Annotated in this window: 27 protein-coding genes and 2 tRNA genes; 16 read left to right on the top strand and 13 right to left on the bottom strand. The window is 61.7% G+C overall.

What is annotated here, in order from left to right:
• On the top strand, nucleotides 1-492 hold the full coding sequence (locus tag VGO04_RS16835) for a GNAT family N-acetyltransferase (RefSeq protein ID WP_327497111.1): 492 nt from the start codon (nucleotides 1-3) through the stop codon (nucleotides 490-492).
• Nucleotides 493-617: 125 nt separating this feature from the next.
• On the top strand, nucleotides 618-2,057 hold the full coding sequence (locus tag VGO04_RS16830; protein ID WP_327497110.1) for a diguanylate cyclase: 1,440 nt from the start codon (nucleotides 618-620) through the stop codon (nucleotides 2,055-2,057).
• Nucleotides 2,058-2,150: 93 nt separating this feature from the next.
• Here VGO04_RS16830 and VGO04_RS16825 read toward each other — a convergent pair whose 3' ends face one another.
• Nucleotides 2,151-2,405: a YjhX family toxin gene (locus VGO04_RS16825; protein WP_327497109.1), complete on the bottom strand. Its 255-nt coding sequence runs from the start codon at nucleotides 2,403-2,405 to the stop codon at nucleotides 2,151-2,153.
• Between the two features lie 207 nt (nucleotides 2,406-2,612).
• Nucleotides 2,613-2,891, bottom strand: a complete 279-nt coding sequence (locus VGO04_RS16820) for a DUF1294 domain-containing protein (protein WP_327497108.1) — start codon at nucleotides 2,889-2,891, stop codon at nucleotides 2,613-2,615.
• A gap of 159 nt (nucleotides 2,892-3,050) precedes the next feature.
• Between VGO04_RS16820 and gatB the strand changes: the two genes are divergently transcribed.
• The 5 genes from gatB to VGO04_RS16795 all read left to right on the top strand — a co-directional run bounded on the left by gatB (nucleotide 3,051) and on the right by VGO04_RS16795 (nucleotide 6,721).
• The gene (gene gatB / locus VGO04_RS16815; protein WP_327497107.1) at nucleotides 3,051-4,553 is read left to right on the top strand and encodes an Asp-tRNA(Asn)/Glu-tRNA(Gln) amidotransferase subunit GatB; all 1,503 of its coding nucleotides are present in this window, start codon (nucleotides 3,051-3,053) and stop codon (nucleotides 4,551-4,553) included.
• A gap of 2 nt (nucleotides 4,554-4,555) precedes the next feature.
• On the top strand, nucleotides 4,556-5,056 hold the full coding sequence (locus tag VGO04_RS16810) for a GNAT family N-acetyltransferase (RefSeq protein ID WP_327497106.1): 501 nt from the start codon (nucleotides 4,556-4,558) through the stop codon (nucleotides 5,054-5,056).
• A 113-nt stretch (nucleotides 5,057-5,169) separates the two neighbouring features.
• On the top strand, nucleotides 5,170-5,640 hold the full coding sequence (locus tag VGO04_RS16805) for a GNAT family N-acetyltransferase (protein ID WP_327497105.1): 471 nt from the start codon (nucleotides 5,170-5,172) through the stop codon (nucleotides 5,638-5,640).
• Nucleotides 5,641-5,747: 107 nt separating this feature from the next.
• Complete coding sequence (locus tag VGO04_RS16800; protein ID WP_327497104.1) at nucleotides 5,748-6,143, top strand: NADH:ubiquinone oxidoreductase subunit NDUFA12; 396 nt, start codon at nucleotides 5,748-5,750, stop codon at nucleotides 6,141-6,143.
• A 125-nt stretch (nucleotides 6,144-6,268) separates the two neighbouring features.
• The gene (locus VGO04_RS16795) at nucleotides 6,269-6,721 is read left to right on the top strand and encodes a DUF2155 domain-containing protein (RefSeq protein ID WP_327497103.1); all 453 of its coding nucleotides are present in this window, start codon (nucleotides 6,269-6,271) and stop codon (nucleotides 6,719-6,721) included.
• Nucleotides 6,722-6,766: 45 nt separating this feature from the next.
• On the opposite strand, the gene aat is transcribed toward VGO04_RS16795, so the two are convergent.
• The 5 genes from aat to VGO04_RS16770 form a co-directional block, all read right to left on the bottom strand.
• Nucleotides 6,767-7,381: a leucyl/phenylalanyl-tRNA--protein transferase gene (gene aat / locus VGO04_RS16790; RefSeq protein ID WP_327497102.1), complete on the bottom strand. Its 615-nt coding sequence runs from the start codon at nucleotides 7,379-7,381 to the stop codon at nucleotides 6,767-6,769.
• Between the two features lie 10 nt (nucleotides 7,382-7,391).
• The gene (gene accC, locus VGO04_RS16785) at nucleotides 7,392-8,735 is read right to left on the bottom strand and encodes an acetyl-CoA carboxylase biotin carboxylase subunit (RefSeq protein WP_327497101.1); all 1,344 of its coding nucleotides are present in this window, start codon (nucleotides 8,733-8,735) and stop codon (nucleotides 7,392-7,394) included.
• 12 nt (nucleotides 8,736-8,747) lie between these two features.
• Nucleotides 8,748-9,230, bottom strand: a complete 483-nt coding sequence (gene accB, locus VGO04_RS16780; protein ID WP_327497100.1) for an acetyl-CoA carboxylase biotin carboxyl carrier protein — start codon at nucleotides 9,228-9,230, stop codon at nucleotides 8,748-8,750.
• Nucleotides 9,231-9,255: 25 nt separating this feature from the next.
• A complete protein-coding gene (aroQ, locus tag VGO04_RS16775; RefSeq protein WP_327497099.1) occupies nucleotides 9,256-9,702 on the bottom strand; it encodes a type II 3-dehydroquinate dehydratase in 447 nt (148 codons plus the stop codon).
• A 106-nt stretch (nucleotides 9,703-9,808) separates the two neighbouring features.
• The gene (locus VGO04_RS16770; protein ID WP_327497098.1) at nucleotides 9,809-10,576 is read right to left on the bottom strand and encodes a DsbA family protein; all 768 of its coding nucleotides are present in this window, start codon (nucleotides 10,574-10,576) and stop codon (nucleotides 9,809-9,811) included.
• A gap of 232 nt (nucleotides 10,577-10,808) precedes the next feature.
• Between VGO04_RS16770 and VGO04_RS16765 the strand changes: the two genes are divergently transcribed.
• A complete protein-coding gene (locus VGO04_RS16765) occupies nucleotides 10,809-11,966 on the top strand; it encodes a pyridoxal phosphate-dependent aminotransferase (protein ID WP_327497097.1) in 1,158 nt (385 codons plus the stop codon).
• A gap of 105 nt (nucleotides 11,967-12,071) precedes the next feature.
• Here VGO04_RS16765 and VGO04_RS16760 read toward each other — a convergent pair whose 3' ends face one another.
• Complete coding sequence (locus tag VGO04_RS16760) at nucleotides 12,072-14,867, bottom strand: ribonuclease E/G (protein ID WP_327497096.1); 2,796 nt, start codon at nucleotides 14,865-14,867, stop codon at nucleotides 12,072-12,074.
• Between the two features lie 746 nt (nucleotides 14,868-15,613).
• Between VGO04_RS16760 and VGO04_RS16755 the strand changes: the two genes are divergently transcribed.
• The 3 genes from VGO04_RS16755 to prfB all read left to right on the top strand — a co-directional run bounded on the left by VGO04_RS16755 (nucleotide 15,614) and on the right by prfB (nucleotide 20,879).
• Entirely contained in the window at nucleotides 15,614-16,858 is a 1,245-nt protein-coding gene (locus VGO04_RS16755; RefSeq protein ID WP_414650556.1) for an N-acetylmuramoyl-L-alanine amidase, read from the top strand.
• Between the two features lie 337 nt (nucleotides 16,859-17,195).
• Nucleotides 17,196-19,649 (top strand): penicillin-binding protein 1A, encoded by a 2,454-nt coding sequence (locus tag VGO04_RS16750; protein ID WP_327497094.1) that lies wholly within the window; start codon nucleotides 17,196-17,198, stop codon nucleotides 19,647-19,649.
• A gap of 98 nt (nucleotides 19,650-19,747) precedes the next feature.
• Nucleotides 19,748-20,879 (top strand): peptide chain release factor 2 gene (prfB, locus tag VGO04_RS16745; RefSeq protein WP_327497093.1). Its coding sequence is split into 2 segments (ribosomal slippage): nucleotides 19,748-19,816 and nucleotides 19,818-20,879, totalling 1,131 coding nucleotides; the frame shifts between segments, so codons are not numbered across the junction.
• A 147-nt stretch (nucleotides 20,880-21,026) separates the two neighbouring features.
• Here the strand turns inward: prfB and VGO04_RS16740 are convergent.
• Nucleotides 21,027-21,527, bottom strand: a complete 501-nt coding sequence (locus VGO04_RS16740) for a hypothetical protein (protein ID WP_327497123.1) — start codon at nucleotides 21,525-21,527, stop codon at nucleotides 21,027-21,029.
• 107 nt (nucleotides 21,528-21,634) lie between these two features.
• Nucleotides 21,635-22,408: an NAD kinase gene (locus VGO04_RS16735; RefSeq protein WP_327497092.1), complete on the bottom strand. Its 774-nt coding sequence runs from the start codon at nucleotides 22,406-22,408 to the stop codon at nucleotides 21,635-21,637.
• A gap of 156 nt (nucleotides 22,409-22,564) precedes the next feature.
• On the opposite strand from VGO04_RS16735, the gene VGO04_RS16730 reads away from it, so the two are divergent.
• A tRNA-Thr gene (locus tag VGO04_RS16730) sits at nucleotides 22,565-22,640 on the top strand.
• An 84-nt stretch (nucleotides 22,641-22,724) separates the two neighbouring features.
• On the opposite strand, the gene VGO04_RS16725 is transcribed toward VGO04_RS16730, so the two are convergent.
• Complete coding sequence (locus tag VGO04_RS16725) at nucleotides 22,725-23,045, bottom strand: hypothetical protein (RefSeq protein WP_327497091.1); 321 nt, start codon at nucleotides 23,043-23,045, stop codon at nucleotides 22,725-22,727.
• Between the two features lie 30 nt (nucleotides 23,046-23,075).
• Here VGO04_RS16725 and VGO04_RS16720 point away from each other — a divergent pair, with 30 nt between their 5' ends.
• On the top strand, nucleotides 23,076-23,555 hold the full coding sequence (locus VGO04_RS16720) for a hypothetical protein (protein ID WP_327497090.1): 480 nt from the start codon (nucleotides 23,076-23,078) through the stop codon (nucleotides 23,553-23,555).
• Between the two features lie 50 nt (nucleotides 23,556-23,605).
• Here VGO04_RS16720 and VGO04_RS16715 read toward each other — a convergent pair whose 3' ends face one another.
• Nucleotides 23,606-24,547, bottom strand: a complete 942-nt coding sequence (locus VGO04_RS16715) for a LysR family transcriptional regulator (RefSeq protein WP_327497089.1) — start codon at nucleotides 24,545-24,547, stop codon at nucleotides 23,606-23,608.
• 143 nt (nucleotides 24,548-24,690) lie between these two features.
• Here VGO04_RS16715 and VGO04_RS16710 point away from each other — a divergent pair, with 143 nt between their 5' ends.
• Nucleotides 24,691-25,311 carry an FMN-dependent NADH-azoreductase gene (locus tag VGO04_RS16710; protein WP_327497088.1) on the top strand — a complete coding sequence of 207 codons (621 nt, stop codon included), beginning with the start codon at nucleotides 24,691-24,693 and terminating at the stop codon, nucleotides 25,309-25,311.
• A 129-nt stretch (nucleotides 25,312-25,440) separates the two neighbouring features.
• Nucleotides 25,441-25,716, top strand: a complete 276-nt coding sequence (locus VGO04_RS16705) for a hypothetical protein (protein WP_414650557.1) — start codon at nucleotides 25,441-25,443, stop codon at nucleotides 25,714-25,716.
• A gap of 68 nt (nucleotides 25,717-25,784) precedes the next feature.
• Here VGO04_RS16705 and VGO04_RS16700 read toward each other — a convergent pair whose 3' ends face one another.
• Nucleotides 25,785-26,660, bottom strand: coding sequence for an RNA methyltransferase (locus VGO04_RS16700; RefSeq protein WP_327497087.1), 876 nt, complete (start codon nucleotides 26,658-26,660; stop codon nucleotides 25,785-25,787).
• 217 nt (nucleotides 26,661-26,877) lie between these two features.
• Between VGO04_RS16700 and VGO04_RS16695 the strand changes: the two genes are divergently transcribed.
• Nucleotides 26,878-26,962, top strand: a tRNA-Tyr gene (locus VGO04_RS16695).
• Nucleotides 26,963-26,968 lie beyond the last annotated feature (6 nt).

Genomic DNA, 26,968 nt, shown 5'->3' with positions numbered 1-26,968 from the left:
GTGCCCGTCGTCCGTCACGCTCGCGCAAGTGACCTCAACCGATTGACGGCAATCGGCCTTGGTGCCTGGCAATCCGCGATCGCTGGTCTTGCCGATGGCGAGAAGATGCGACGGGTCGCAGAGGCGGCATTTTTCCGCTTCCTTTCCGATCAATGGCTTTCCGTTTTGCTGGTCGAGGCCGAAGGTGACATTCGCGGCTGGACCGCGCGCGAGAATTTCGACAACGCAATTTCGGATCTATGGATCGAGCCGGCTGCTCAGGGCAGGGGGCTCGGCGCTCGGCTGCTCGGTGAGATCGAGGCTCGCATCGTCGAGGATGGCTTCGATAGTGTGACGACCAAGACCCATGCGCGCAACGAGCGGGCGGTGCGCTTTTTCCGCAAGAGCGGCTACGGGGTAAGCTGGCTTTCAACGGCCTATGCACCGCAACTCGACAACGATGTCGAATTCATCGGCCTCAGAAAAATCTTCGGCGATGAAGGTGGCAGCTGATCTGCGGCTGTTGAATGGCTGTCATTCGCAAATGGTGCTGGCGCATTCACACCTCGTTCATTAGGCCCATGAAATATTATGGGTTATGAATGTGCGGTGGCACCGCGGGGGAACGCTTGTTACAGATGCTGGAGAAGACGGTCGCACGACCGTTGGTTCTGAGACCCTTCCATCACTCGTTTTGGATTGCCGGCCTCGGCCTGATTGTCTTTGTCGCCTGCGTGCTCGGCATCCTGAGCCGCCCGGTCGGCATGCTCGCCTCAATCTGGCCGGCCAACGCCATTCTTCTCGGCCTTCTCGTCAGAAACCCGTCGCTTGCGTCGCCTGCCGGCTGGTTTGCTGCGGCATCGGCCTATGTGCTTGCCGACGTCATCACCGGGGCGGACCTCGCCCAGGCGTTCTCCCTGAACACTGCAAACATGGTTGGTGTCGTCATCGGCTACGCGCTTTTCGCAAGGCTCTCGAGCGAGCATCGCCACCTGCGCCGGCCGCTCTCGGTGCTCCACATGTTTGCCAACGCGTCGCTCGCTTCGATTGGGGCCGCCATCGTCGGTGCCGCGGCGGTGCATGGTGCGTTCGCTGCGCCGTTGCCCGATGCCTTCGTTGCCTGGCTGACGACCGAACTAGTCAACTATGTGGTCATATTGCCCGTCTTCCTGGCGGCACCAATCTCCAGCGATGGTTCCCGTGCCGCGGCCGCGTCGATTGCTGCGTCCGCCAGGGCCGGTAGTCCCTGGCCGCTGGTGGCCCTGTTCGCTTCGTGTGCTGCGGCACTCGCGATCGGCGGTCCGGGCGCACTTGCCTTTCCCGTGCCGGCACTTTTGTGGTGCGCCCTGACCTATGGCTTGTTCTGCGTGACGGTGCTGACGGCGATCGTCGGCGTGCTCACGCAGATTGCCGTGGCATCGGGAGTGCTGCATCTTGGCGCGGGCAGCGTTGCCGAGGCGACGCTCACATCGACGCGGCTTGGAACAACGCTGCTCGCGCTCTGTCCCCTGACGGTTGCCAGCGTCGACGCTGCCCGGCGGGCCCTGATCGGGCGTCTGTCCCATGCGGTCGATTATGATTTTCTCACGCAATGCCTGGCGCGCTCGGCTTTCATGTCCCGAGCTTCGGCGCTGGTGGCAGCACCTGCTGCGCGCAGAAGCGGAACAGTCGTGATGATGCTCGATATCGATCGCTTCAAGGCGATCAACGATACCTACGGCCATGCCGTGGGGGATCGCGTGCTGACGGCGGTCGCGCGTGTGGTTCGAACCGCTTTGCGCGGCGATGACCTTTTTGGGCGGCTTGGCGGCGAGGAGTTCGCCGTCGTGCTCGTCCGCCAGTCCCCGGCAGACGCGCTCAAGGTCGCCGAGCGGCTGCTTGAGGCGGTGCGCGCGCTTGAACTCGACCTGGATCAGGGTGGCAAACTGTCCGTGACGATCAGTATTGGAGCCGCCGAAGTTTCAACCGGCGAAGCAGGCCTAGACCGCTTGCTACTGGCCGCAGACCGCGCCCTCTACCAGGCAAAGGACGCTGGTCGCGATCGTGTCCGCTGTGCTCATCCCACCACCCAGGGATGACGTTGAGTGAGGCCTCGGAGAGATCGGTGTTCACGTTAGGTGAGAGATGGATACCGGGCATCAGTCATGCCCGGTATCGCCGTAAAGTGCCGCTCAGCGGTTGTTGAGTTCCGATCGAACCAGCAGCAAGCCACGTTCCGTTATGCGATAGGGCTTTCCGCCGGAGGACGAGATCGCCTTTTTCCGCTTCAGTTTGCGGAAGAGCTCCAGGTCGAAGCCGGGATAGACCCAGCCGTCACGGGTGAAACACCGGATTTCGGTGATTGCCTTGTCTTCGCGGGTGATTTCGATACGGCCGCCCTGGGCCAAATGGTGAAGAATGCGCTGTTCGGCGCGCGAGATGTCCATTGTCTGAATGTTCCGGAATAGCGTTCGGAAGAACGCAGGAAAACGTTCCGCAAATCTCTAGAAAGCGGGGTGACGTTTCCGGCCCGTGCGCGCAATCAAAGGGGATTACGCGGACGGGCTTTACCGGGACTCAGGCGAAGACTTGAACATCAAAACTCCAAAATAACGGTTGCTTCCTAAAAGACCGCCGTTCTCGCGTCAAGGGTATCATTGCAACGCCAGGGTGCCGACGGCTGCCAGCGCGACCTGGAAAACGATGATCAGCGCAAGATGCGTTCGAAACGGTTCCTTGCAGGTCTTGTGCCGGAAGACGTGGCGTGCCGCCATTGCACCCGGGCTGCCGCCGAAGAGGGCAACGGTTAGGAGCGCCCGCTCGCTGATCCGCCGACGGCCGGCACGCGCTGCCCGCTTGTCGTGCCAGAAAAGCCCGAAGCTCAACACGTTGACCAGGACAGCGAATAGAGTGAGGGCGATGACGATGGACATGCCGGAATTCTGGCCGAGCGGCGCTAAGCGATGGTTAAGGGACGGGTGCCGCCGCCTTCGGATTGCGGATGAGCCCTGGATTCCGCCGAACAACTTGCACCGGCGGATCAATTGCTCTACCGAGAAACCAAGAATTCAGGCTTCAAAGAAGAGCATGATATGAGCATCGTCGACGTCCGTACCCCCGATCCAAAACGCTTCATCCCCGGCGCCACCGGCGACTGGGAAGTCATCATCGGCATGGAAGTCCATGCTCAGGTGCTTTCCAATTCGAAGCTGTTCTCGGGTGCTTCTACGGAGTTCGGCAATGCGCCGAACGCGAACGTCTCGCTTGTCGATGCTGCCATGCCCGGCATGCTGCCCGTCATCAACGAGGAGTGCGTTCGCCAGGCGGTGCGCACCGGCCTCGGCCTCAAGGCAGTGATCAACAACCGCTCGATCTTCGACCGCAAGAACTACTTCTATCCGGACCTGCCGCAGGGCTATCAGATCTCGCAGTTCAAGGATCCGATCGTCGGCGAAGGCAAGATCATGATTTCGGTCGGTCCGGATCGCCAGGGCCAGTTCGAGGATGTGGAAATCGGCATCGAGCGCCTGCATCTGGAGCAGGACGCCGGCAAGTCGATGCACGACCAGCACCCGTCGATGTCCTATGTCGATCTCAACCGCTCGGGCGTCGCGCTGATGGAAATCGTCTCCAAGCCCGACATGCGTTCGTCGGATGAGGCGAAGGCCTACATGACCAAGCTGCGCTCGATCGTGCGCTACCTCGGTACCTGCGATGGCAACATGGACGAAGGCTCGATGCGCGCCGACGTCAACGTCTCCGTCCGTCGTCCGGGCGAAGGTTTCGGCACGCGCTGCGAAATCAAGAACGTCAACTCGATCCGCTTCATCGGTCAGGCGATCGAGTACGAAGCCCGTCGCCAGATCGGCATCATCGAGGACGGCGGCGTGATCGACCAGGAGACGCGTCTGTTCGACCCGAATAAGGGCGAAACGCGCTCGATGCGTTCGAAGGAAGATGCGCACGACTACCGCTATTTCCCGGATCCGGACCTGCTGCCGCTCGAATTCGATCAGGCGTTTGTCGATGCCCTGAAGGCCGACCTGCCGGAACTGCCCGACGACAAGAAGGAACGCTTTGTCAGCAGCATGGGCCTGTCGGTCTATGATGCCTCGGTGCTGGTTTCTGAAAAGTCGATTGCTGACTATTTCGAGGCTGTGGCCGAGGGTCGTGACGGCAAGATCGCCGCCAACTGGGTCATCAACGACCTGCTCGGCGCCTTGAACAAAGCCGGCAAAGCCATTGAAGAGACTCCGGTTTCGCCTGCCCAGCTCGGTGGCATCATCGATCTGATCAAGGCCGAAACCATCTCGGGCAAGATCGCCAAGGACCTATTCGAGATCGTCTGGAACGAAGGCGGCGACCCGGCCGAGATCGTCGAGGCGCGCGGCATGAAGCAGGTGACCGATACCGGGGCGATCGAGAAGGCGGTAGACGAAATTATTGCCGCCAACCCGGATCAGGTTGCCAAGGTTCAGGCCAAGCCATCGCTTGCCGGCTGGTTCGTCGGCCAGGTGATGAAGTCGACGGGCGGCAAGGCCAACCCGCAAGCCGTACAGGCCCTCGTAAAGGCCAAACTCGGCATCGAGGAGTAACGATGTTCTTCGTGCGCACGGCAAGCGAGCGCGATCTGGACAAGATCCGCGCTCTGCTCATCGAAACGTGGCACGCGACCTACGACACCTTCTACGGCGTCGAGAAGGTCAACGAACTGACGGAGCGCTGGCACTCGCTGCCGGCGCTCAAAGCCCGGCTCGCGCGCAAAAACGCCGAGTTCCTCGTCGCTGACGACGGACGCCAGATCGGCGGAATGGGTTATGCGGCGATGTCCGACACCAAGCCCAAGACCGCGGAACTTCATCAGCTCTACGTGCTGCCGAAGTTCCAGCGACAGGGCATCGGTCGAGATATCTTCGCGGAGCTCGAGACCTGCTTCCCGGATGCCGAGCGCATGCGCGTCGAAGTCGAGCCGCAGAACCTGCACGCTCTTGCATTCTATAGGACCCATGGCTTTGCCGAGGTGGGTGAGACAGCCCATTGCGGGGATGAGCAATCCGGTTTGCCCGCCATCATTCTGGAGAAGCGGCTTCTCGGCTAGCTGATCTCCCAGCCGATGACGCCTGTGGAAAACCCGGGAAATGCAGGACTGTCATCAGGCGGTTACCTCAAGGTGTTTGGTCCGCTGCCGAAGAACGATGTGAGCGGGGCACCATGGACGCGACAACCGAACTCCTGATCCGTAAGGCTGAGCGCAAGGACCTTGCCGCGATCGTCGCGCTCTTTGCCGGTGACCAGCTCGGGGGTCATGGTGACACGATCGATCCGGCCGCCTTCGGCGACTATGTCGCCGCTTTCGAGAAGATCGCGGCCTCGACACTGCAGACGCTTTATGTGGCGGTTCTAGGCGACGAGGTTGTCGGCACGTTTCAGACGGCGCTGCATACGACGCTGTCGGGGCGCGGCAGTTCGAGCCTGATCATCGAGGCGGTGCAGACACGCGCGGATATGCGTGGCCGCAGGATCGGTGAGCGCATGATGCGCCACGCGATTGCCGAGGCGAAGGACCGGGGTGCTGCCAAGGTGCGACTGACCTCGAATGCGCTGCGTAGCGACGCCCACCGCTTTTACGAACGGCTCGGGTTCGTGCGCAGTCATTTCGGCTTCCTCATGCCGTTGAAATGACGGGCTTTGCCTCGGAATCACTAGACAAGCCATGAGCGGCGGGGCATAAGCGGGGACATTGTTTTGGTATCTGGCCGCCTCCCATCGGCCGGTCAAGGACGGCATCCATGAAGCTCCTGCTGCAGATTTTCACCTGGTGGAACGAACAGACGATCGGAACGCGCTTTCACACCTGGCGCCACGGTCAACGCGTCGGTCAGGACGAGCTCGGCAACGTCTACTATCAGGGCGGCAAGGACTCCGAAGGTCGTACGCGCCGCTGGGTGATCTACAACGGTTACGCCGAGGCCTCCGCCATCCCGGCCGGCTGGCACGGCTGGATGCATCACCGCACCGACGTTTCGCCGGCTGACGAGCAGTACGCGGCCCGCGAATGGCAGAAGCCGCACCGCGCAAACCCGACCGGCACGGCAAATGCCTATCGTCCGCAGGGTTCGATCGCAGCCACGGGCAAGCGTCCTCGCGTGACGGGCGACTACGACGCCTGGACGCCGGGTTCCTGAGAAATCTCTCTTCAGCGAAGACGAGGGACCGTGCAACAGGTTCCTCGATCATGGCGCGGCCACAATTGATGGTTAGCGCCTGAATGCCATCGATGATGATGAGACCACGCAGGAGACAGGCGACAATGGCAGGTTCTGATCTGCGCAAAGCAATCAGCCAGAAAGCGCGGCTGCTGGGCTTGACCCTTCTCGCCGGCTTTCCGATGATCGCTTCGGTTGGAACCGCTGACGCGGCACGGGTCTCCAACGCCGTGGCCGTCTTCTCCGGCATCGACAAGATCACCGGTCGCATCACCACCTTCGACGTTTACATCGGCGAGACGGTCCAGTTCGGGGCTCTCCAGGTCACGCCGCGCGTCTGCTATAGCCGCGACGATACCGAAGCGCAGAAGATCACGACCTTCGTCGAAGTCGAGGAAATCACCCTCGACCGCAAAATCCGTCGCATCTTCACCGGTTGGATGTTTGCCGACAGCCCGGGCCTGAACGCCGTCGAGCACCCGGTCTATGACGTCTGGCTGCAGTCGTGCAAGGCCACGTCGGATCTTCCGCCGCCGGACACCGCCCAGAAGCGATAGGCACCGGTCGGGACCGAGCCCCCGGCGAAACTCTCTTGAAACGCGCTAGAAGCGAAGGTCGGGCGATGCCATCGCATTCGCCAGCATGACCTCGTAGTCAGCCTTCGGCACGTCGATGGCGCCGAACGACTTCAGGTGTTCTGTGGTGAACTGGGTGTCGAGCAATTCGAACCCTCGTGCCTTCAGCCGCTCGACCAGGTGCACGAGGCAGATCTTCGAGGCGTCGGTGCGCCTTGAAAACATGCTTTCGCCGAAGAAGGCGGATCCGAGCGAAACGCCATAGAGCCCCCCCACAAGCTGATCACCCTCCCAGGCCTCGACGCTGTGGGCGTAGCCCATCGAGTGGAGCGTCGCATAGAGCGTGCGGATCTTGTCGTTGATCCATGTCGTCGGTCGGTCCGGGGCGGGGGCAGCGCAACCGTCCATGACCGCCTCGAAGGCGGTGTTGAAGCGAATGTCGAAGGGGGTACGGCGGATGGTCTTGGCGAGACTGCGCGAGACGTGAAAGCCTGCGAGCGGAATGACACCGCGTATTTCCGGCTCGACCCAGAAGATTTCCGGATCATCGGCCGAATCGGCCATCGGGAAGAGGCCGATCGAATAGGCGCGCAGCAGCATGTCCGGCGTAATATCGGGCTGCTTGCTGCGCGTCCCTTTCAATGTCTGGTCCTTACTCGGACGTGGCGGCCAGATGCTTCTCCAGCCAATGGATGTCGTAGTCGCCGTTGGCGATGTCCTGATTGTTGATCAGGTCCTGGAACAGCGGAAGCGTGGTCTTGATGCCGTCGATGACGAATTCGTCGAGCACGCGGCGCAGGCGCATCATGCATTCGACGCGGGTACGGCCATGCACGATCAGCTTGCCGATCAGGCTGTCGTAGTATGGCGGGATCCGGTAGCCCTGGTAGGCGCCCGAATCGACGCGTACGCCGAGACCGCCTGGAGCATGGAAGTGCGTGATCGTGCCCGGGGAGGGGACGAAGGTGCGCGGGTCTTCCGCATTGATGCGGCATTCGATGGCGTGGCCGGAGAACACGATGTCTTCCTGCTTGACCGAAAGCCCGCCGCCGGAAGCGACGCGGATCTGCTCGTGCACGAGGTCGATGCCGGTGATCGCTTCGGTGATCGGGTGCTCGACCTGCAGACGGGTGTTCATTTCGATGAAATAGAACTCGCCGTTTTCATAGAGGAACTCGATCGTGCCGGCACCGCGGTACTTGAGCTTCTTCATCGCGTCGGCGCAGACCTGGCCGATCTTCATGCGCTGGTCGACATTGAGGGCCGGGGAGTTTGCTTCTTCCCAAACCTTCTGGTGGCGACGCTGCAGCGAGCAATCGCGCTCGCCCAGATGCACCGCATTGCCGGCACCGTCGCCGACGACCTGGATTTCGATGTGACGCGGCTTGGAAAGGTACTTTTCCATGTAGACGGCGTCGTTGCCGAAGGCTGCAAGCGCTTCGGCACGCGCGGTCGATACCGCTTCCTCGAGTTCCGCCTCCGTGCGCGCGACCTTCATGCCGCGGCCACCGCCGCCGGCGGTCGCCTTGATCAGCACCGGGAAGCCGATCTTGCGGGCGACTTCGAGCGCGTTCTCCGGCTTCACTTCGCCGTCGGAACCCGGAACGACCGGGATGCCGAGCTCTTGCGCGGTCTGCTTCGCGGTGATCTTGTCTCCCATGATGCGGATGTGCTCCGCCGTCGGGCCGATGAAGGTGATGTCGTGTGCATCGAGGATGTCGGCGAACTTGGCGTTCTCCGACAGGAAGCCGTAGCCGGGATGCACGGCATCGGCACCGGTGATTTCGCAGGCGGCGACGATCTGGTGAATGTTCAGATAGCTATCGCGCGAGGGCGGCGGCCCGATGCAGACGCTCTCGTCGGCAAGGCGCACATGCATGGCGTCTGCGTCGGCCGTGGAATGCACGGCAACCGTTGCGATGCCGAGCTCTTTGCAGGCTCTGAGCACGCGAAGGGCGATTTCGCCGCGATTGGCAATGAGAATTTTCGAGATCATCGCCGCGCCGCCTTATTCGATTACGATCAGCGGTTCGCCATATTCGACGGGAGCTGCGTCCTGGACGAAGATTTCGGTGACCTTGCCCGAGCGGGGAGCCGGGATCTGGTTCATCGTCTTCATCGCTTCGATGATCAGGATCGTCTGGCCTTCCTTGACGGTGGCGCCGACTTCGATGAAGGGGCGAGCGCCGGGCGCCGGGGACAGATAGGCGGTGCCGACCATCGGTGCCGTCACGGCGTTCTTCGACGCACGACCGGTGTCAGCAGCCGGAGCGGCGACAGCGTTGGCCGGAGCGACGGCTGCGGCGGCAGGCATCTGGTAGGCCGGCATCTGCGGCATCGCCATCGGCATAGCAACCGGCGTACCGTTGCGCGAGACGCGAATGCGCAGGTCGTCCTGTTCGACTTCGATCTCGGTCAGATCGGTGTCCTTGAGAATGTTGGCGAGGTCGCGGATCAGCGCCTGGTCGATGCCTGGTTTTTTGTCAGCCATGGAATATGAGCCTCTTGTGTTCTTTTTATTTCGACGGATTTGTCAGGTTCTTTAGCGCATTGAGCGCGAGAATGTAACTCTGCGCGCCGAAGCCGCAGATGACGCCTTTGACAGCCGGGGCGATCATCGACTTGTGGCGGAATTCCTCGCGAGCGTGGATGTTCGAAAGGTGGAGTTCGACCACGGGAATGCCGATGGCGCGAATGGCGTCGTGCAACGCGATCGACGTATGGCCGTAGGCGGCCGGGTTTATCGCAACGCCGGCGGCAACGCTGCCGGCTTCATGCAGCCAATCGACCAGCGTACCCTCGTGGTTCGACTGGCGGAAGTCGACTTCGAAGCCGAGCGACTTGCCTTCCGCTTTGCACATAGCCTCGATATCGGCCAGCGTCTGGCCGCCATAAATACCCGGTTCGCGCTTGCCCAGCGCATTCAGGTTGGGGCCGTTCAGCACGAAAATTGTCGATGGCATAAGGGATTCCGGTCCGGTGATGGAGGGTTACCTATAGACCGATGGTCCCGCGAGGAAAAGCCCTTTGGCCCCCCGCGGGATTTGTCCACAGTCATGGCAAGGTTTGTCAGCAGGCGGTTTTGCCGCATTCGCGCATATTGGCGATCTTGCCCTCGATCTCCTCGGCGCCGACAGCTCCGAACACCGCCTCGTTGCCGATGACGTAGGATGGCGTGCCGGTGATGCCAAGGTCGTTGGCAAGACCATAGGCTTCGCGCACGGCCGCGTCATGCGGCTCCTTCTCCATCTTGGCGCGCAGGTCCTTTTCGGAGACGCCAAGCTTGACGGCAACGGCAAGGGCCGTTTCCTCTGTTGCACGGTCCTCGCCACCGAGCAGCGCGCGATGGAAGTCGCCGTACTTTTCCGGGGCCACGAGGCGGAAGGCTGCGCTCACCTTGTGAGCGGCCAGCGAATCCGGGCCGAGGATCGGCAGTTCCTTCAGCACGAAGCGGACGTTCTTGTCCTTGCTGAGGATGTCGTCCATGTCGGTCAGAGCGCGTTTGCAATAGCCGCAGTTGTAATCGTAGAATTCGACGATGGTGACATCACCCTTGGGGTTGCCGAGCACCATGTCATAGTCGGAATTGAAGATCGCCTTCTTGTTCTCGGCAATCGCGCCTTCCGCTGCTTCCTGCTGCTTGGCGCGCTGCTTCGTCGTCAGAGCCTCCTGGACTTCCAGCATGATCTCCGGATTGGCGATCAGGTATTCCTTGATGAAGGCGCCGATCTCTTCCTTCTGCTTGGCGTCGAGCGCGAGTGCGTTCTGTGGCAGGCTGACCCCCGCCACGAGAGCCGCGAGCGTTCCGGCGGCAATCATCTTGGTGCTGAAATTCATTTCTACCTCGTTATCCTTGCGTATCTCGTGTGTGGTCCATCGCGCCCCGCCGGGTCAACCGACTGTTCTGAAAGACAACAGGATTCCTCGTATCCGCAATATGCTGGCAGCATAGGGTGGGTGCCGCGGAAACGAAACGGCAAAATCGGCGGAAATACGGCACTCGCGGACTTGTGAAGGTCATTTTCATCGGGCAAAGGGCTTGTAAGCACCGCATGTCGAGGAATTCCCGTTGGTAGATCTATCAAAACGCAGCGCCGTCGAACCGTTTCACGCGATGGACGTTCTGGCGGAGGCGACCCGCCGCCGCGATGCCGGGCACCCGGTCATCTCCATGGCCGTCGGGCAGCCGGCGCATCCGGCACCGAAGGCGGCATTGGAAGCGGCGCGCAAGGCGCTTGAGCATGGCCGGCTCGGCTATACGGACGCGCTCGGAACGCTGTCGCTGCGCACGGCCATCGCCCGCCATTATCAAAAGCGCCACGGCATTGCCCTCGACCCGCAGCGGATTGCGGTTACCACCGGGTCGTCGGCCGGCTTCAATCTTGCGTTTCTGGCTCTCTTCGACCCGGGCGATTGCGTCGCGATCGCGCGTCCTGGCTACCCGGCCTATCGCAACATCCTGGCGGCGCTCGGCCTGACGGTCGTCGAAGTCGAGGCCAATGCCGAGACCGGCTTCACGCTGACGCCTGAAAGCCTTGCGCGGGCTGCGGCAAAGACCGGGCGGCCGCTGAAGGGCGTGCTCCTGGCAAGTCCGGCGAACCCGACCGGCACCGTGACGGGCAGGGCCGGTCTCAAGGCTTTGGCAGACTATTGCCGCGCGGAGCAGATCGCCTTCATTTCCGACGAGATCTATCATGGGCTGACCTTTGCCGGCGAAGAGGCGAGCGCCCTTGAGGTCACGGACGACGTCGTCGTCATCAATTCCTTCTCGAAATACTATTGCATGACCGGCTGGCGGATCGGCTGGATGGTGCTGCCAGCCGACAAAGTTCGCGGCTTCGAGCGGATCGCTCAGAGCCTCTATATTTCGCCGCCGGAATTGTCGCAGATTGCTGCCGAAGCGGCGCTCGACGCCCATGACGAGCTCGATCGCTACAAGTCTGCCTATGCCGCCAATCGCGAGATGCTCCTGAAGCGCCTGCCGGAAATCGGGTTCTCGATCGCTTCGCCGATGGATGGCGCCTTCTACGCCTACGCGGATGTCAGCCGCTTCACCAATGACAGCATGGCGTTCGCCCGGAAGATGCTGGCCGAGGTCAATGTCGCGGCGACGCCGGGATTCGATTTCGACCCGCTGGAAGGGCACCGCACCATGCGCTTTTCCTACGCAGGCGCCGAGGCCGACATGGTCGAGGCGATGGACCGGATCGCCCGCTGGCTGTCATGACTGTGTGATTGCCGGGCGGCCAAGGTTCAAGCCATGATCCAAAAGGAAAAGGCCCGGAGCGATCCGGGCCTTTCGTAATTTCAGACTTGCCATTCGCCGTGCGGCTTAGAAGAAGCCGCGGCGCTGCCACCAGCCGCCCTTTTTGGGCTTGGTGGGCTCTTCTTCTTCGCCTTCCGGCTTCGGAGCGCTCGACGTCACCACCGGTTCGGAGGCGATCTTCGAGAGGTCGCGGTTGGCGCGGACCGGCTTGGTCTCAGTGAGATCGGCCGCAGCCTCTTCAACCGCTTCGACAGCGACGTCGTCACCGGCAGGCTGGTCCTCGATGGCTGCCTGAGCAGCTTCATCGAAGCTGGCGACTGGCTCTTCGGCCTTTGCCGCCTTCTTGCGGGTCCGCTTCGGCTTGGCCGGCTTGGCGGGCTCGGCCTCAACCGCTTCGGATACGTCCGTGACGACGGCCGTCTCTTCGACCGCCACAACAACTTCGGCGTCGACGGCCTCGGATGAGGTGTCTACGGCTTCCGATTCGTCGGCATCATCGCCACCGGCCTCGAGCTGGCCTTCGCCTTCGCCTTCCGGACGATTGCGGCGGCCACCGCGCTTGCCACGGCGACGACGCTTGCGCTTCGCATCCCCGTCAGCGGTCGTGGCTTCGGCGTCGACGCCTTCGTCGTCCGCCTCATCCTCGTCCGAACCATCATCGGCATCGCCTGCCGATTCGGAAACCTGGAGAGCGCCACCTTCAGCCTGCTGTCCGCCCTTGCCGCGACGGCGGCGACGGCGCTTGCGCTTGCGGTTACCCTGGTCGTCGGCCTGCGCCGCAGCCTTCGGCTGTTCCGGGCGCTGCTCGTTCGCGATTTCCTCGGCTTCTTCCTCGTCGAGATCCTCTTCGATCACGACGTCATCTTCTTCTTCCGGCTCGGGCTCGAAGTGCAGCAGCTGCTCGATCTTGACCGGGTTTTCAACCGGCTCGCCGCGATCGATCGCGAAATGCTGCGCGCCGACATGGGCGTCGGCCTCGATGATGATCGAGACGCCGAAGCGGGCCTCGTAGTCCATGATCGTGCCGCGCTTCTGGTTGAGCAGGTAGAGCGCGATATCCGGGATCGTGCGCACGGTAATGTCGTGCGTCGTGTTCTTCAGCAGGTGTTCCTCGATGCCGCGCAGCACATGCAGCGCAACGGAAGACTGCGACCGAACGTGGCCCGTGCCGTTGCAGTGCGGGCAGGTCTGCATCGTCGATTCGAGAACCGAAGCGCGGATGCGCTGGCGCGACATTTCGAGCAGGCCGAAATGCGAGATGCGGCCAACCTGGATGCGGGCGCGGTCGTTCTTCAGGCAGTCCTTCAGACGCTTCTCGACGGAGCGGTTGTTCCGCTTCTCTTCCATGTCGATGAAGTCGATGACGACGAGGCCGGCAAGGTCGCGCAGGCGCAACTGACGCGCAACTTCTTCAGCAGCTTCGAGGTTGGTCTGAAGCGCCGTGTCTTCGATCGAGTGCTCGCGGGTCGAGCGGCCGGAGTTGACGTCGATCGAGACGAGAGCTTCGGTCTGGTTGATGATGATGTAGCCGCCGGACTTCAGCGTCACCTGCGGCTGCAGCATGCGGTCAAGCTGCGCTTCGATACCGGAGCGCGAGAAGATCGGATGCACGTCGCGGTAGGGCTGAACCACCTTGGCGTGGCTCGGCATCAGCATCTTCATGAAGCCCTTGGCTTCCTTGTAGCCTTCCTCGCCGGAAACGACGATCTCGCTGATGTCCTTGTTGTAGAGGTCGCGGATCGAGCGCTTGATCAGGCTGCCTTCCTCGTAGACGAGGCAGGGGGCTGTGGAGTTGAGCGTCAGCGTGCGGACGTTTTCCCACAGGCGCATCAGGTATTCGAAATCGCGCTTGATCTCGACCTTGGTGCGGTTGGCACCGGCGGTACGCAGGATGACGCCCATGCCCTGCGGAACTTCGAGACCGCGGGCAATTTCCTTCAGGCGCTTGCGGTCCTGCAGGTTGGTAATCTTGCGGGAGATGCCGCCGCCGCGCGCGGTGTTCGGCATCAGCACCGAGTAGCGGCCGGCAAGCGACAGATAGGTCGTCAGTGCCGCGCCCTTGTTGCCGCGTTCTTCCTTGGCAACCTGCACCAGCAGGATCTGCCGGCGCTTGATGACTTCCTGGATGCGGTACTGCTTGCGCGGCTTGCGGATCTGGCGATCCGGAACCTCTTCCATGGCGTCTTCGGCGCCAACCGACTCGATGATTTCCTTCTCGCCGTCGTGGCCATCGTCGTCGTCATCATCGTCGTCGTGGCGACGACGGCTGTCGACGTCTTCGGAGATCGCGTCGGTATCGACCATGGCGGCCATTTCGCCGCTGTTGCTCTCGTCGCCGTCGGCCGATGCTGCAGCCGCTTCTTCGGCAACCTTTGCCTTGGTCTTGCGGGTACGCTTCGGCTTTGCCTTCGGCTTCTCGGCCGGTGCTTCCTCTTCGACGACAGGTTCGGCAACGACGGCCTCGGCCACCTGGACTTCAACTTCGGCCGCGATCTCGAGATCGACCGGCACGGAGAGTTCGCTCTGCGGCGCCGGTGCGGTCTCGACATGTTCGATGTCGTCGTCGCGGCGGGCTTCTTCCGCTTCAGCCTTCAAAAGGGCCTGACGGTCGGCGAGCGGGATCTGGTAGTAGTCGGGGTGGATTTCGGCGAAGGCCAGAAACCCGTGGCGGTTGCCACCGTAATCGACGAAGGCGGCTTGGAGCGACGGCTCCACCCTTGTGACCTTCGCCAGGTAGATATTGCCGCGGATTTGCTTCTTATGTTCCGACTCGAAGTCGAATTCTTCTATGCGGTTCCCGCGAACGACAACAACGCGCGTCTCCTCGGAGTGAGACGCATCGATAAGCATTTTCTCTGCCATCTAAGCTGTGCTCCTCGGCGCACCAGCGGGACGGGAGACAGACCTGCTTCCTTGGGAAGACTGCCAAACTCGTCAGAAGGTGCACCGGATATGAAAGTTCCTGTTTGGCGCAGGAGATGGTGCAGCAGCCAGCCGACAGCGGGAACAAATTTGTCCCGGGGCCGTGCTACTTCTGACCGATACTGCTGAGTCAACGTCAATGACCAAACAAGAATGCCAATGTCTAAGGCCTCATAAAGACCCGATGAATGCGCCCGCTTGCGGGCGTCGGTGAAAAATCACCATCAATAACTCCGGCCACCGCCGGAAATTTGCGATCCAGTGTACGGGGAGGAAATGCAGCGACGGCGGATGAACACCTTGCGACCGCGGAAATGTGATACGTCTAACCGGTCAATCCGGTTCGATCACTCCCTGGCGCCAAGCTTTGGAGAAGCTCCGGCTGCCCGGTCGACTGTTCTATCCCGTCAACACTTTCTCCTTGTGACGCTTTTATGTTTTCTATGTCACATTGGCAAGGGAAAAGCCCGTGCCGCCACAATAATGATCGATTCGCTTGTCCTCGTGGAGTAGGTCGACGAGGGAGGAGTCGATCCTCCCGACGCCGAGCGCAGAATGATCTTTGTCAAGCTTTGGTTAACCATAAGGGTTCATTGATAAATCATGAATTCGCGATCGCGTGTTGGTCGCCGTTTGTTTCCTGAGAAAGTGGTGGAGAGCCTGAGGTGAAGCCTTTGGCGGTTGGTATGCGGAGTTCGCTGTTGTCTTTGTTGTCGCGCGCGAGTTGGCGCTTGCTGGGTGTGTCGCTGGTCGTGGGTGGCCTCCTGTTGAGCGCGCCGGTTGCCGGTGCTGCCGAGCCCGGTCCGTTGCTTGCGTTCGGCGCGCGGGTCGCAGGTGACGATGCGCGCACCCGCGTCGTCGTCGAGTTCGACCGCAAGCCCGAATTCAGCCTTCACTATGTGTCCGACCCGGTGCGCGTCGTCGTCGACCTGCCGGAAACGGCCTTCGGTCTCAAATCGGACAGCCTCGAGCCGCGCGGCCTGTTTGACGCCATTCGCTATGGCGGGATGGGTGCTGGAAGTTCGCGCATCGTCCTTTCGGCCAAAGGTCCGGTTGCGGTCACGAAGGCGGAGGTGATTGCGGAGGAGGGGGGCAAGGGCTATCGCCTTGTGCTTGACGCCGAGCGGGTCGATCAGGTGCGCTTCGATGCGCTTCTCGGCGAGCAGCAGTGGACCGGCTCGGTTGCTGCCGCCAAATCCGACAGGCCAGTGGCCGTCGCCCCAACCAAGGAGGGCGGCCCTTTCGTTATCGCGATCGATGCGGGTCACGGCGGTATCGACACCGGGGCGCTCGCAAGCGAGACGAAGACCGAGGAAAAGCACGTCACGCTGGCGTTTGCACAGGACCTCGTCGAGGCGCTGAACCGCCAGGCCGGGATCCAGGCCTTTCTCACGCGCGACAAGGACGTGTTTCTGTCGTTGCCGCAGCGTGTCCAGATTGCGCGCAACAGGAGCGCCAATCTCTTCATTTCGCTCCATGCCGACGCGCTGAAGCAGAAGGATATTCGCGGCGCTACGGTCTACACGATCTCCGACAAGGCGTCGGACCACTTGGCCGCAAGTCTGGCTGCCCGCGAAAACCTTTCGGATGAAATCGCCGGCGTGCCGCTCCAGAGCGAGCCGGCCGAAGTCGCCGATATCCTCATCGACCTGACGCGTCGCGAGACCCAGGCGTTCTCGGTCAATATGGCACGTGCGGTCGTTTCTTCCTTCGAAGGACAAATCAACCTGATCAACAACCCGCACCGTTTCGCCGGCTTCCGTGTGCTGCAGGCGCCGGACGTGCCCTCGATCCTCCTGGAACTGGGCTTCCTGTCGAACAAGGACGACGAGAAGCTGCTGCTTGATCCGGAATGGCGCAAGAAGGTTTCCGAGCGTCTCGCGGTCGCCGTCCAGCGTTATCGCGAGCAGGCCGTGGCGAGCGGCGGTTGACGTTTGAAGGCATGGCCGGGGACGAAGTGATTTGTGTCGCCCCGGTAACAGCGTTATTCTTTTCAACTGGATGCGCACGTTATAATCGGAAACAAGCCCTATTTTACGCACAATCCGGAACGTAACCGGAATTGCGCCCGGATTTGTTGAGAAACGAGTTGAAGCCTTCTGTTCCTCACCATATGAGGGGCCGGGCTGCGGGAACCCGCGATGCCAGACGATTTCTGACGGAAGCGTTTGGTCGGGACGAAGCAATGCGAGCCGTCGGGACAGCGATTGCGCTGTCGGTCGGGTGGTCCGGCGATTGGACGATAATTAAGGTACTGGTATCTGACTGATGATCAGGCTGATTGGATATTTCTTCGGAATTGGTGCGTTTCTGCTGCTTGGCGTGGCCGGGGCCGCGGCGCTCTATCTGGGCGTCGTTACCAAGGATCTGCCGGACTATGAGGTGCTCGCCAAGTACTCGCCACCGGTGACGACGCGCTTCCATGCCGGCAACGGTGCGCTGATGGCGGAGTATGCCCGCGAGCGCCGTCTCTATCTGCCGATCCAGGCGATACCGGATCGGGTCAAGGCGGCCTTCATCTCGGCGGAAGACAAGAACTTCTACCAGCATCCGGGCGTCGACATCACCGGTCTTGCGCGCGCGATTGCGGTCAACCTGCAGAACTTCGGCTCTGGCCGGCGGCCAGTCGGCGCATCGACGATCACGCAGCAGGTGGCCAAGAACTTCCTCCTGTCGTCCGACCAGACGATCGACCGCAAGGTCAAGGAAGCGATCCTGTCGTTCCGCATCGAGCAGGCTTACAGCAAGGACCGCATTCTTGAACTCTACCTCAACGAGATCTTTTTCGGCCTGAATTCCTACGGCATTGCCGGCGCCGCGCTGACCTATTTCGACAAGTCGGTCACCGAGCTCACCATTGCCGAGACCGCTTATCTTGCCGCTCTGCCCAAAGGCCCGGCCAATTACCATCCGTTCCGCAGGACCGCAGCGGCGCTCGAGCGCCGCGACTGGGTAATCGACCGCATGGTGGAAAACGGCTACGTCACCAAGGCTGACGGCGAAGAGGCGAAAAAGCAGCCGCTCGGCGTCAATCCGCGCCGCGGCGGTGCGCATCTCTTTGCATCGGACTTCTTCGCCGAAGAAGTCCGCCGTCAGATCATCCAGAAATACGGTGACAACGCGCTCTACGAAGGCGGCCTGTCGGTCCGCACGTCGCTCGACCCGCGGCTGCAGACGGCGGCGCGCAAGGCCCTTCAAGCTGGCCTTTTGACCTATGACGAGCGTCGCGGCTTCCACGGGCCGGTCAAGTCGATCGAGATCGGTGGCGACTGGGGCGAACCGCTCGGCGCAGTCGTCGCGTTCAGCGACGTGCCGGAATGGAAGCTCGCCGTCGTTCTCTCGGTCGATGCGCAGGGCGCCGAAATCGGCATTCAGCCGGACAAGGAAGCGTCCGGCAAGATCGTGGCCGAGCGCGTCACCGGGCACATCTCCGCCAAGAACATGCAATGGGCCTACCGCTCGGCAAACGGCGAGCGCAAGTCGGCGAAGTCTCCCGAAGGTGTCTTTGGCGCAGGCGACGTCGTCTATGTCGAGCCGTTGCCGGAGAAGGGCGAATACCGACTGCGCCAGCCGCCGAAGGTGCAGGGCGGCCTTGTCGCCATGGACCCGAAGACGGGCCGCGTTCTCGCCATGGTCGGCGGCTTCTCCTACGGCCAGTCGGAATTCAACCGCGCGACGCAGGCGATGCGCCAGCCGGGCTCCTCCTTCAAGCCGTTCGTCTACGCGGCCGCACTCGACAACGGCTATACGCCGGCATCCGTCATTCTCGACGCCCCGATTGAAATCGTCGCGGGCGGCCAGGTCTGGCGTCCGGAAAACTACGGCGGCGGCTCGGCCGGTCCCTCGACGCTGCGTCTCGGCATCGAGAAGTCGCGTAACCTGATGACCGTGCGGCTCGCCAACGACATGGGCATGAACCTCGTTGCCGAATATGCCGAGCGCTTCGGCATCTACGACAAGATGCCGCCGCTGCTCGCGATGTCGCTGGGCTCGGGCGAAACCACGGTGCTGCGCATGGTCTCGGCCTATTCGGTGCTCGCCAATGGCGGCAAGCAGATCAAGCCGTCGCTGATCGACCGCATCCAGGATCGCTACGGCAAGACGATCTTCCGCCACGAGGACCGCACTTGCGACAACTGCAACGCCGGCGACTGGCAGAACCAGGAAGAGCCTGTCCTGACCGACAATCGCGAACAGGTGCTCGACCCGATGACGTCCTACCAGATCACCTCGATGATGGAGGGCGTGGTGTTGCGCGGCACGGCTGCCGGCAAGATCAAGCTCGATCGTCCGGTTGCTGGCAAGACCGGCACGACCAACGATGAAAAGGATGCATGGTTCGTCGGTTACACGCCCGATATGGTCGCCGGCCTCTACCTCGGCTTCGACAATCCGGCGCCGCTCGGCCGCGGCGCGACCGGCGGTAGTCTCGCTGTTCCGATCTTCAACGATTTCATGACCGAAGCGGTCAAGGGTACGCGCCCGAGCAAGTTCGTGGTGCCTGAGGGCATGAACATGGTCGCCGTCAATCGCAAGACCGGTATGGCCGCCCAGGAAGGCGAGCCCGATACGATCATCGAAGCCTTCAAGCCCGGCACCGGTCCGGCCGACACGTTCTCGGTCATTGGTGGGCTTGATCAGTATGTCCCGCCGGAAGAAATCCTGAAGAACTCGCCACAGGCGAACCAGGCGGTAACGTCGGGCTCCAACGGCCTGTTCTAGGCCATTCCGTTTCCACGCAATGCCCGCCGCCTTTACATCAGCGGCGGGCATCGCTATTTGACGCTCACCTATATTTCCGGTTCACAAGAAGCAGGATCATGCGCAGCGAAATCGAGAACATTGTCGACGAAATCAAGCAGGCCATAAGCCTGCTGAGGAGGCATCTTTGACTGGGATCAGGCGGTAAGACGACTGGACTGGTTGAACAACAAGGCTGAAGATCCGACCCTTTGGAACGACGCCTCGGAAGCACAGAAGCTGATGCGCGAGCGCCAGCAGCTGGATGACGGCATCAATGGCCTGCGCCGTTTCGAGCAGCAGCTCAACGACAACATCGAACTCATCGAACTCGGTGAGGAAGAAGGCGACGCCGCGATCATCGCGGACGCCGAGCAGGCACTGCGGGATCTGAGAAACGAGGCCGCCAAGAAGCAGGTCGAGGCCATGCTTTCGGGCGAAGCCGACCAGAACGACACCTATCTCGAAGTGCACTCGGGTGCCGGCGGCACCGAAAGCCAGGACTGGGCCAACATGCTTCTGCGCATGTATACCCGCTGGTCCGAGCGCCAGGGATACAAGGTCGAGCTTCTGGAAATCCAGGACGGCGAAGAAGCCGGCATCAAATCGGCTACCTTGCTCGTCAAGGGCCACAATGCCTATGGCTGGCTGAAGACGGAATCGGGCGTGCACCGGCTCGTTCGCATCTCGCCCTATGACAGCAACGCCCGCCGTCACACGTCGTTCTCCTCGATCTGGGTCTACCCGGTCGTCGATGATTCGATCCAGATCGACATCAACGAGAGCGATTGCCGTATCGACACCTACCGTTCGTCTGGTGCCGGTGGTCAGCACGTCAACACGACCGACTCGGCCGTGCGGATCACGCACATTCCGTCGGGCATCGTCGTGCAGTGCCAGCAGGAGCGTTCACAGCACAAGAACCGGGCGAAAGCCTGGGACATGTTGCGTGCGCGCCTCTACGAGGCCGAGCTGAAGAAGCGTGAAGACGCCGCCAACGCCGAAGCCGCATCGAAAACCGATATCGGCTGGGGCCACCAGATCCGCTCCTACGTTCTGCAGCCCTACCAGTTGGTCAAGGACATGCGCACCGGCGTTGAAAGCACGGCACCGGGCGACGTTCTAGACGGCGAACTCAACGAGTTCATGGAAGCAGCGCTGGCGCATCGCGTCAGCGGCGGTGCGGATGCGGTCGTCGACGATCTGAACTAAGGTCGGAAGCGACCTTCAGACTAAACTGGAAAAGGCCGGGCGTTTTCACCCGGCCTTTTGTTTTGGCCATGCCGTGATTCCGCGCGGCAATTTGCTGGAATTGCTCTTAAATCGCGCCGCGAGCTACACGCCTTTGCGCGACGTGCTCTAGTTTGAGGCGCGCTCGATCTTGATATCGCCGAGGTCGTCAATGAGTACGGTCCAGCTTTCCGGCTCCCGGAGGCTGGGGTCGGTCTTCAGATAGACGGTTGCAAACATGCCCGGCTGCGCCGTGACGCCGGTCGAGGTCTCCGGGCGGATATCGGTGACATAGGCCTTGAGGACCGAAAACTCCTCAAGCTCGGCCGAGGAAACCACCACCGGACCGGCTGATGTCGCCTCGATCTGCTGCAGATGGACCTGAGCGGTGCCATCCGCCTGGCGAAGGGCGATCAGCTTGTAGTAGCCGCGTCGCGGATTGCCTTTCTGGTCGGCCGGAGCGGATGCGCTCGCATTCGGGTCGAGTGCCGAAAGCGGCTCTCCGCTTTCCTCCCAATAGCCGGTGCTGGTGACGAAGGTTGCCTGAGGAGGCACGATGTTTGCGTCTTCGGCCCTGGCGCCAGCGCCGCTTATCAACAATGCAGCCACGAGGATTGCGGGTAGGTGCATCGTCATTGCTGTCCTTTCAAGCGGCGACATCGCGACCACGCCGACTTTCGACATCTGGTGCTGCGATCGCCACGGATCCTATCATATGTCGCGCGGAAAACGTGCGATCAGTTCGAGAATTGCTCGGCAAGGATGCGGTCCGACCAGGAATGATCGGGATCGGAGAGAATGCGCGCCGTCATGTTTTCCGATTCGGCGATCCGTACCCTGACCACCGACTTGACCTCCTGATGGTCGGCAACCGCATTGACCGGCCGCTTGTCCGCTTCGAGGATTTCGATCTCGACCGTGACATGGTTGGGCAGCAGCGCCCCCCGCCAGCGGCGTGGGCGAAATGCACTGACCGGCGTCAAGGCAAGCAGCGGTGCTTCGAGCGGCAGGATCGGGCCGTGGGCGGAGAGGTTGTAGGCGGTCGAACCGGCGGGGGTCGCAACCAGCAACCCGTCGCAGGTCAGCTCCTCGAGCCGCGTCTTCCCGTCGATCAAAACGCGCAGCTTGGCGGCCTGATAGGATTGGCGGAAGAGATAGACCTCGTTGATCGCGAGCGCCGTGAAGGTCTCGCCGTAAACGTCGGTGGTCTGCATCTCCAGTGGATGGAACGCGTTCTCGACCGCAAGACAGATGCGGTCCGTCAGGTTCTCGGTGCTGTAGCGGTTCATCAGAAAGCCGACCGATCCGCGGTTCATGCCATAAACCAGCTTGCCGCTGTTCATGGTCTGGTGCAGCGTCTGCAGCATGAAGCCGTCGCCGCCAAGCGCCACGATCACGTCGGCCTTTGCCGGATCGTTGTCGCCATAGATGGCCTTGAGATCGGCCGCCGCCTTTTGTGCCTCTGCCGCGGACGAGGCGAGAAAGGCGAAGGAAGTGAACGTGCGGGCCATGAACTCTAGTCCGTTCGATATGTTGCGCGCCGCTTGCGGCGATCTCTCTTTTTCGTTTCTGGCATGGCAGGCAACCGAACGCATCTGAAAAGTTGGGAGAATTCGCAATTTTGCTTTACACCGCACGAGATTATGGTAACTCCCATCGCAGTGAGTGCCCTTATAGCTCAGTTGGTAGAGCATCTGATTTGTAATCAGAGGGTCGGGAGTTCGAGTCTCTCTGGGGGCACCAGCACTCATCAATCTCTTGATCGCAGAATTCTCAGAAGGCTACGTCGATGATGTGGTCGCGACGCCATGCTCGGGCATTGGACGATCAATCGCGCCCGGCCAGGATCACCATGAAGACGGGCGTGCCGATCAAGACGCCGCCAATTGAAAACAGCGGTCCGTAGATCAGTGCGCTGAATGGAATCATGGACGTGCATTCCGCGATGCCGTCCTTCAGGCAGTTGTAAGATCCACCCTGGAAAATGCCATAGATCGGCAGAAACAGTCCTGCGGCGAGCAGGCTGACAACAAATGCCAGAACGGCAGAGGCAATTAGGGTTCCAAGCGTCCTCATGTCGGTGGAATATAGACAACTCCTGGTTCGGGCAACTCCGATTGCCGTGTGGGGTCGCAGGGTGTCGAACACGCATTCGTTTCCGGTTTCTCAAGAAAGGTCATGGTCATCAAACGCTTCTTCCCCGCAGCCGGCCTGAGCACCTTGAACAGGTCCGTGCCGTTGCCGCCGATCCGCTGGGCAGCCGTCGTTTTCTGCGGCCTCGGTGCGCTCGCGGCGGGCTCAGCCGGTTCGCAGGAGGCGCCCGATTGGGACGAGATGAGTTCAGGCGCCGCCGATGTCCGCGGCGTGGGGGCAGTCCACTTTTCCGTCGGTTACAGCAGCGCCGGGTATGATCACTTTCGTTCGCAGATCGTGGTGCGATGGCGCGATGGCGCCGATCGGACGCAGGTGATCTATGACGGCATTTACGATAAGCCGCCCGCAAAGGTGTGGGGTGTTCAGGGCCACGTCTGCGTATCGATGGAGGCCTGCGCACGATACGAGGATGTGTGCACAACGCAGATGCTCGCCTATCGCTATGACGCCGCGGCCAAGGCATTCAACGAACTCGCGGACGGCGAAGGGTCTTGCCGCCGATAAGGGTGCCGGGCCGCGCCGGGCTGGATCCAGGTCGTCGGCGCGATACAGTATCAAATCTCGAACGATGGTCCCATGCGCACCGGCACCTCCCGGCATTTCTGCAGGGCGTTGAGCAGGTTTTCGGCGAGATAGTCGATCAGCGCCCGCGTCGCCGGCAGCATACCCTGGCGGGACGGGAATACCAGGTGCACGACGACGTCGTTCGAGGTCCATTCCGGAAGCACTGGCACCAGCACGCCGGCGCGGAAGGCGCGCTCGCAGATGTGGTCCGGCAACAGCGCCACGCCCATGCCTTCGATGGCCGAGCGTTCGAGGATCAGGAAATCGCTGCAGCCGATAATCGGGCGGTGCGTTATCTCCGTCGTCGCTCCATCCGCCGAGACGAGCCGCCAGACATCGGTCGGGTGCTGCTCGTTCATCGAAAGCGTCGCCTGCTGGTCGAGATTGTCGATGGTGATCTCGCCCGAGCGGGCAAGGAACGTCGGGCTTGCGGCCAGCCTTTCGCGCACCTCGCCGAATTTGCGAATGATCAACTGATTGTCCGTGTCGAGTTGACCGCGGGCGCGCAGCGCCACGTCGACGCGCTCCTCGATCAGGTCGATGCGCCGGTTGGTGGCAGTGATCAGCAGCCGGACACCGGGATAGCGCCGATGGAACGCCGGCAGGATATCGGCGAGCATCGGGGTGAAACCGAGCGGGCAGGCGAGGCGAACCGTGCCGGTGGGCTCTGCCCTGACCGCGGCGATTTCGGCCTCTGCGGCCGCGACACCGTCAAGCAGACCCTGGCAGTGCTCGTAGAACACCCGGCCGATATCGGTGACCCGCAACTTGCGGGTCGAGCGTTCGAGCAGGCGTACGCCGAGCTGTTCTTCAAGCCGCGCAACATGCTTGCTCAGCTTGGACTTCGGGATGTTGAGATCGCGTGCGGCTGCGCTGAAGCCGTTGCAGCGCACCACTGCGGCAAAAAGCGCGAGGTCGTTCAGGTCCTGCATTGTCCTAGTCTCCGAAATCCGGATTGTTCGTCCGATTGTTTCCGTCCGGAAACAGTATGTCAAATACACGCTGACTTATCGGGCGATTGTTTTCCCATCATATGTGGATCACCGCAACGCAACACAAACACAAAGGTGTTCCCATGAACGTTCTTCATATCGATTCCGGCATCCTCGGTGAGCATTCCGTTTCCCGCCGCCTGACGGCAGCGCTTGCCGCCCAGGTCAAGGCCGACCGGCCGGATGCCAAGGTGACCTATCGTGATCTCGCCGCAAGCTCGCTGCCGCACCTGACCGGCGCCCAGATCATGGCGCCCGCAGATCTCGCTGGCGTCGATGACGCACTTGCTGCCGACGTCAAGCTTGGACGCGACATGCTGGAAGAGTTTCTGGCTGCCGACACCATCATCATCGGCGCGCCGATGTACAATTTCGGCATCCCGAGCCAGCTGAAGGCCTGGATCGACCGCGTCGCCGTCTCCGGCAAGACCTTCCGTTACACCGAGGCTGGTCCGGAAGGCCTCGCCAAGGGCAAGAAGATCATCGTTGCCTCGACCCGCGGCGGTCACTACTCCGCCGGCCCGGCAGCCGTCATGGATCACCAGGAGTCCTACCTGAAGACCGTGTTTGGCTTCCTCGGCGTCACCGACGTGGAGTTCGTTCGCGCCGAAGGCCTGAACCTCAGCGCTGACAGCAAGCAGTTTGCGATCGCCGAAGCCGAAAAGACCATTGCAGAAGGCAGCGTTCTTCGCCTGGCAAGCTAATCATAGAAATCAGCGGGTCGTGGCAGCGATCCGATGATGGGGCGTTGGCCCCGCGTGCGGACGGTGCCGGTTGCCATGCAGCCGGCATTGTCCGTTTTTTATCATGCGAATTTGCGTTATGATGCTTCAATGACGGAGCGGTGGACCATCCTGTTGGGCATGACCGCAACGGTGGCCACATTGCTGGCCGCCGAGTGTGCCGTCGCAGCGCCGCCGGATCATGGCTGCACCTGCCGCAATCGTGATGGCTCGAAATATGAGCTGGGGCAGGTTGCCTGTCTGCGCGTGGACGGAAACGCCTACATGGCGCGCTGCGAAATGAACCTCAACGTGACCACCTGGAAGAAACTGCGAGATGGCTGCCCGACGGCGGCGCGCAGCGATGCCCCGTTCGCGGCGCACTGATTGCTCCGGTTATCTCGGCAAGGCGCCGTCGCCCGCATTCGTTGAAGCGGGCGCGATGTTTTTCTTGATCAGCGGTTGAGGAACTGGCGGGCCGCATACATGGCGATCGCCGCCGCATTCGACACGTTCAGCGACTTGATCGCGCCGGGCATGTCGAGACGGGCAAGGTCAGAGACGATCGACCGGGTCTTCTGCCGGAGCCCCTTGCCCTCGGAGCCGAGCACGAGCGCAATCTTTTCGCCGCGGAACGTTCCCTCCAATGGTTGCGGCCCTTCCGAATCAAGCCCGATCGTCTGGAAGCCCAGCCGGTGCAGTTCTTCGATGGCGTCCGCGAGGTTGGTGATCTGGATATAGGGGATCATCTCGAGCGCCCCCGAGGCGGATTTGGCAAGCACGCCTGATTCGGTCGGGCTGTGGCGCATCGTGGTAATCAGCGCGCCGGCGTCGAAGGCGACGGCTGAGCGCATGACGGCGCCGACATTGTGCGGATCCGTGACCTGATCGAGCACGAGAATCAGCGGGCAGTCGCGAAGCGCTTCGAGCTTCCGATGCGGCAGGGGCCGCGTTTCGAGCATGACACCCTGGTGGATAGCGTCAGGACCGAGGATCTTGTCGAGGTCCTGCGGCGTCACCGTCTCGACCGGGAAGGGCAGGGCCGAAAGCTCGCCGAGTTCCAACCGTGCCGCCGCGTTCTGCGTAACGCTGAGGCGCACGATCTGGCGCGCCGGATTGTCAAGCGCGGCACGCACCGTGTGCAGGCCATAGAGCAGCACCTGTTCGGGCGCGAGTTGCGGCGCCTTCCAGTCGGCCGGGGCCTTGCGGCGCCTGTCCTCTCTTGGGGTCGGGATCTCGCCGCGCTCGCGTTTGGCGTCGCGGTGCGCGCGCCGGAGGTTGGCGTAGTGGGTGTCCTTGGCGCTCTTGTCGCCCGTGCGATCTTTGCTCATGCGCGTCTTATAGTGGGGATGCGCGTCCGGCGAAACGGTTTTCCGTATGGGGTCGATTTTTGCGGCTGTGGAGAAATTCGGAAAATTTGCATCGAGCCGTGTTGACAGGACGAAACGGGGCAGTCATATACCCGGCCACAGATCGAGAGCGGCAACGACATGTCGCAGGTTGTCTCACGATCTCAAATGCTTGGTCGAAAGATCCCGACAGAATAATGGAGGGATGCCCGAGTGGTTAAAGGGGACGGACTGTAAATCCGTTGGCTCAGCCTACGTTGGTTCAAATCCAACTCCCTCCACCATTCTGC

This window comes from Ensifer sp., from assembly GCF_035999185.1.
Classification (GTDB): Bacteria; Pseudomonadota; Alphaproteobacteria; order Rhizobiales; family Rhizobiaceae; genus Ensifer.
The sequence above is the reverse complement of the archived record's forward strand: the minus strand, read 5'-3'. Positions and strand labels throughout refer to the sequence as shown.

Coding starts and splice junctions, on each gene's coding strand:
- VGO04_RS16735 (WP_327497092.1), bottom strand. CDS start 22,408: ATGGCCCGCACGTTCACTTCCTTCGCCTTTCTCGCCTCGTCCGCGGCA.
- accC (WP_327497101.1), bottom strand. CDS start 8,735: ATGATCTCGAAAATTCTCATTGCCAATCGCGGCGAAATCGCCCTTCGC.
- VGO04_RS16820 (WP_327497108.1), bottom strand. CDS start 2,891: ATGTCCATCGTCATCGCCCTCACTCTATTCGCTGTCCTGGTCAACGTG.
- VGO04_RS16805 (WP_327497105.1), top strand. CDS start 5,170: ATGGACGCGACAACCGAACTCCTGATCCGTAAGGCTGAGCGCAAGGAC.
- VGO04_RS16810 (WP_327497106.1), top strand. CDS start 4,556: ATGTTCTTCGTGCGCACGGCAAGCGAGCGCGATCTGGACAAGATCCGC.
- VGO04_RS16770 (WP_327497098.1), bottom strand. CDS start 10,576: ATGAATTTCAGCACCAAGATGATTGCCGCCGGAACGCTCGCGGCTCTC.
- VGO04_RS16705 (WP_414650557.1), top strand. CDS start 25,441: ATGACGGAGCGGTGGACCATCCTGTTGGGCATGACCGCAACGGTGGCC.
- VGO04_RS16825 (WP_327497109.1), bottom strand. CDS start 2,405: ATGGACATCTCGCGCGCCGAACAGCGCATTCTTCACCATTTGGCCCAG.
- accB (WP_327497100.1), bottom strand. CDS start 9,230: ATGGCTGACAAAAAACCAGGCATCGACCAGGCGCTGATCCGCGACCTC.
- aroQ (WP_327497099.1), bottom strand. CDS start 9,702: ATGCCATCGACAATTTTCGTGCTGAACGGCCCCAACCTGAATGCGCTG.
- VGO04_RS16740 (WP_327497123.1), bottom strand. CDS start 21,527: ATGCACCTACCCGCAATCCTCGTGGCTGCATTGTTGATAAGCGGCGCT.
- VGO04_RS16710 (WP_327497088.1), top strand. CDS start 24,691: ATGAACGTTCTTCATATCGATTCCGGCATCCTCGGTGAGCATTCCGTT.
- VGO04_RS16700 (WP_327497087.1), bottom strand. CDS start 26,660: ATGAGCAAAGATCGCACGGGCGACAAGAGCGCCAAGGACACCCACTAC.
- VGO04_RS16760 (WP_327497096.1), bottom strand. CDS start 14,867: ATGGCAGAGAAAATGCTTATCGATGCGTCTCACTCCGAGGAGACGCGC.
- VGO04_RS16830 (WP_327497110.1), top strand. CDS start 618: ATGCTGGAGAAGACGGTCGCACGACCGTTGGTTCTGAGACCCTTCCAT.
- VGO04_RS16755 (WP_414650556.1), top strand. CDS start 15,614: ATGCGGAGTTCGCTGTTGTCTTTGTTGTCGCGCGCGAGTTGGCGCTTG.
- VGO04_RS16800 (WP_327497104.1), top strand. CDS start 5,748: ATGAAGCTCCTGCTGCAGATTTTCACCTGGTGGAACGAACAGACGATC.
- VGO04_RS16750 (WP_327497094.1), top strand. CDS start 17,196: ATGATCAGGCTGATTGGATATTTCTTCGGAATTGGTGCGTTTCTGCTG.
- gatB (WP_327497107.1), top strand. CDS start 3,051: ATGAGCATCGTCGACGTCCGTACCCCCGATCCAAAACGCTTCATCCCC.
- VGO04_RS16720 (WP_327497090.1), top strand. CDS start 23,076: ATGGTCATCAAACGCTTCTTCCCCGCAGCCGGCCTGAGCACCTTGAAC.
- VGO04_RS16715 (WP_327497089.1), bottom strand. CDS start 24,547: ATGCAGGACCTGAACGACCTCGCGCTTTTTGCCGCAGTGGTGCGCTGC.
- VGO04_RS16795 (WP_327497103.1), top strand. CDS start 6,269: ATGGCAGGTTCTGATCTGCGCAAAGCAATCAGCCAGAAAGCGCGGCTG.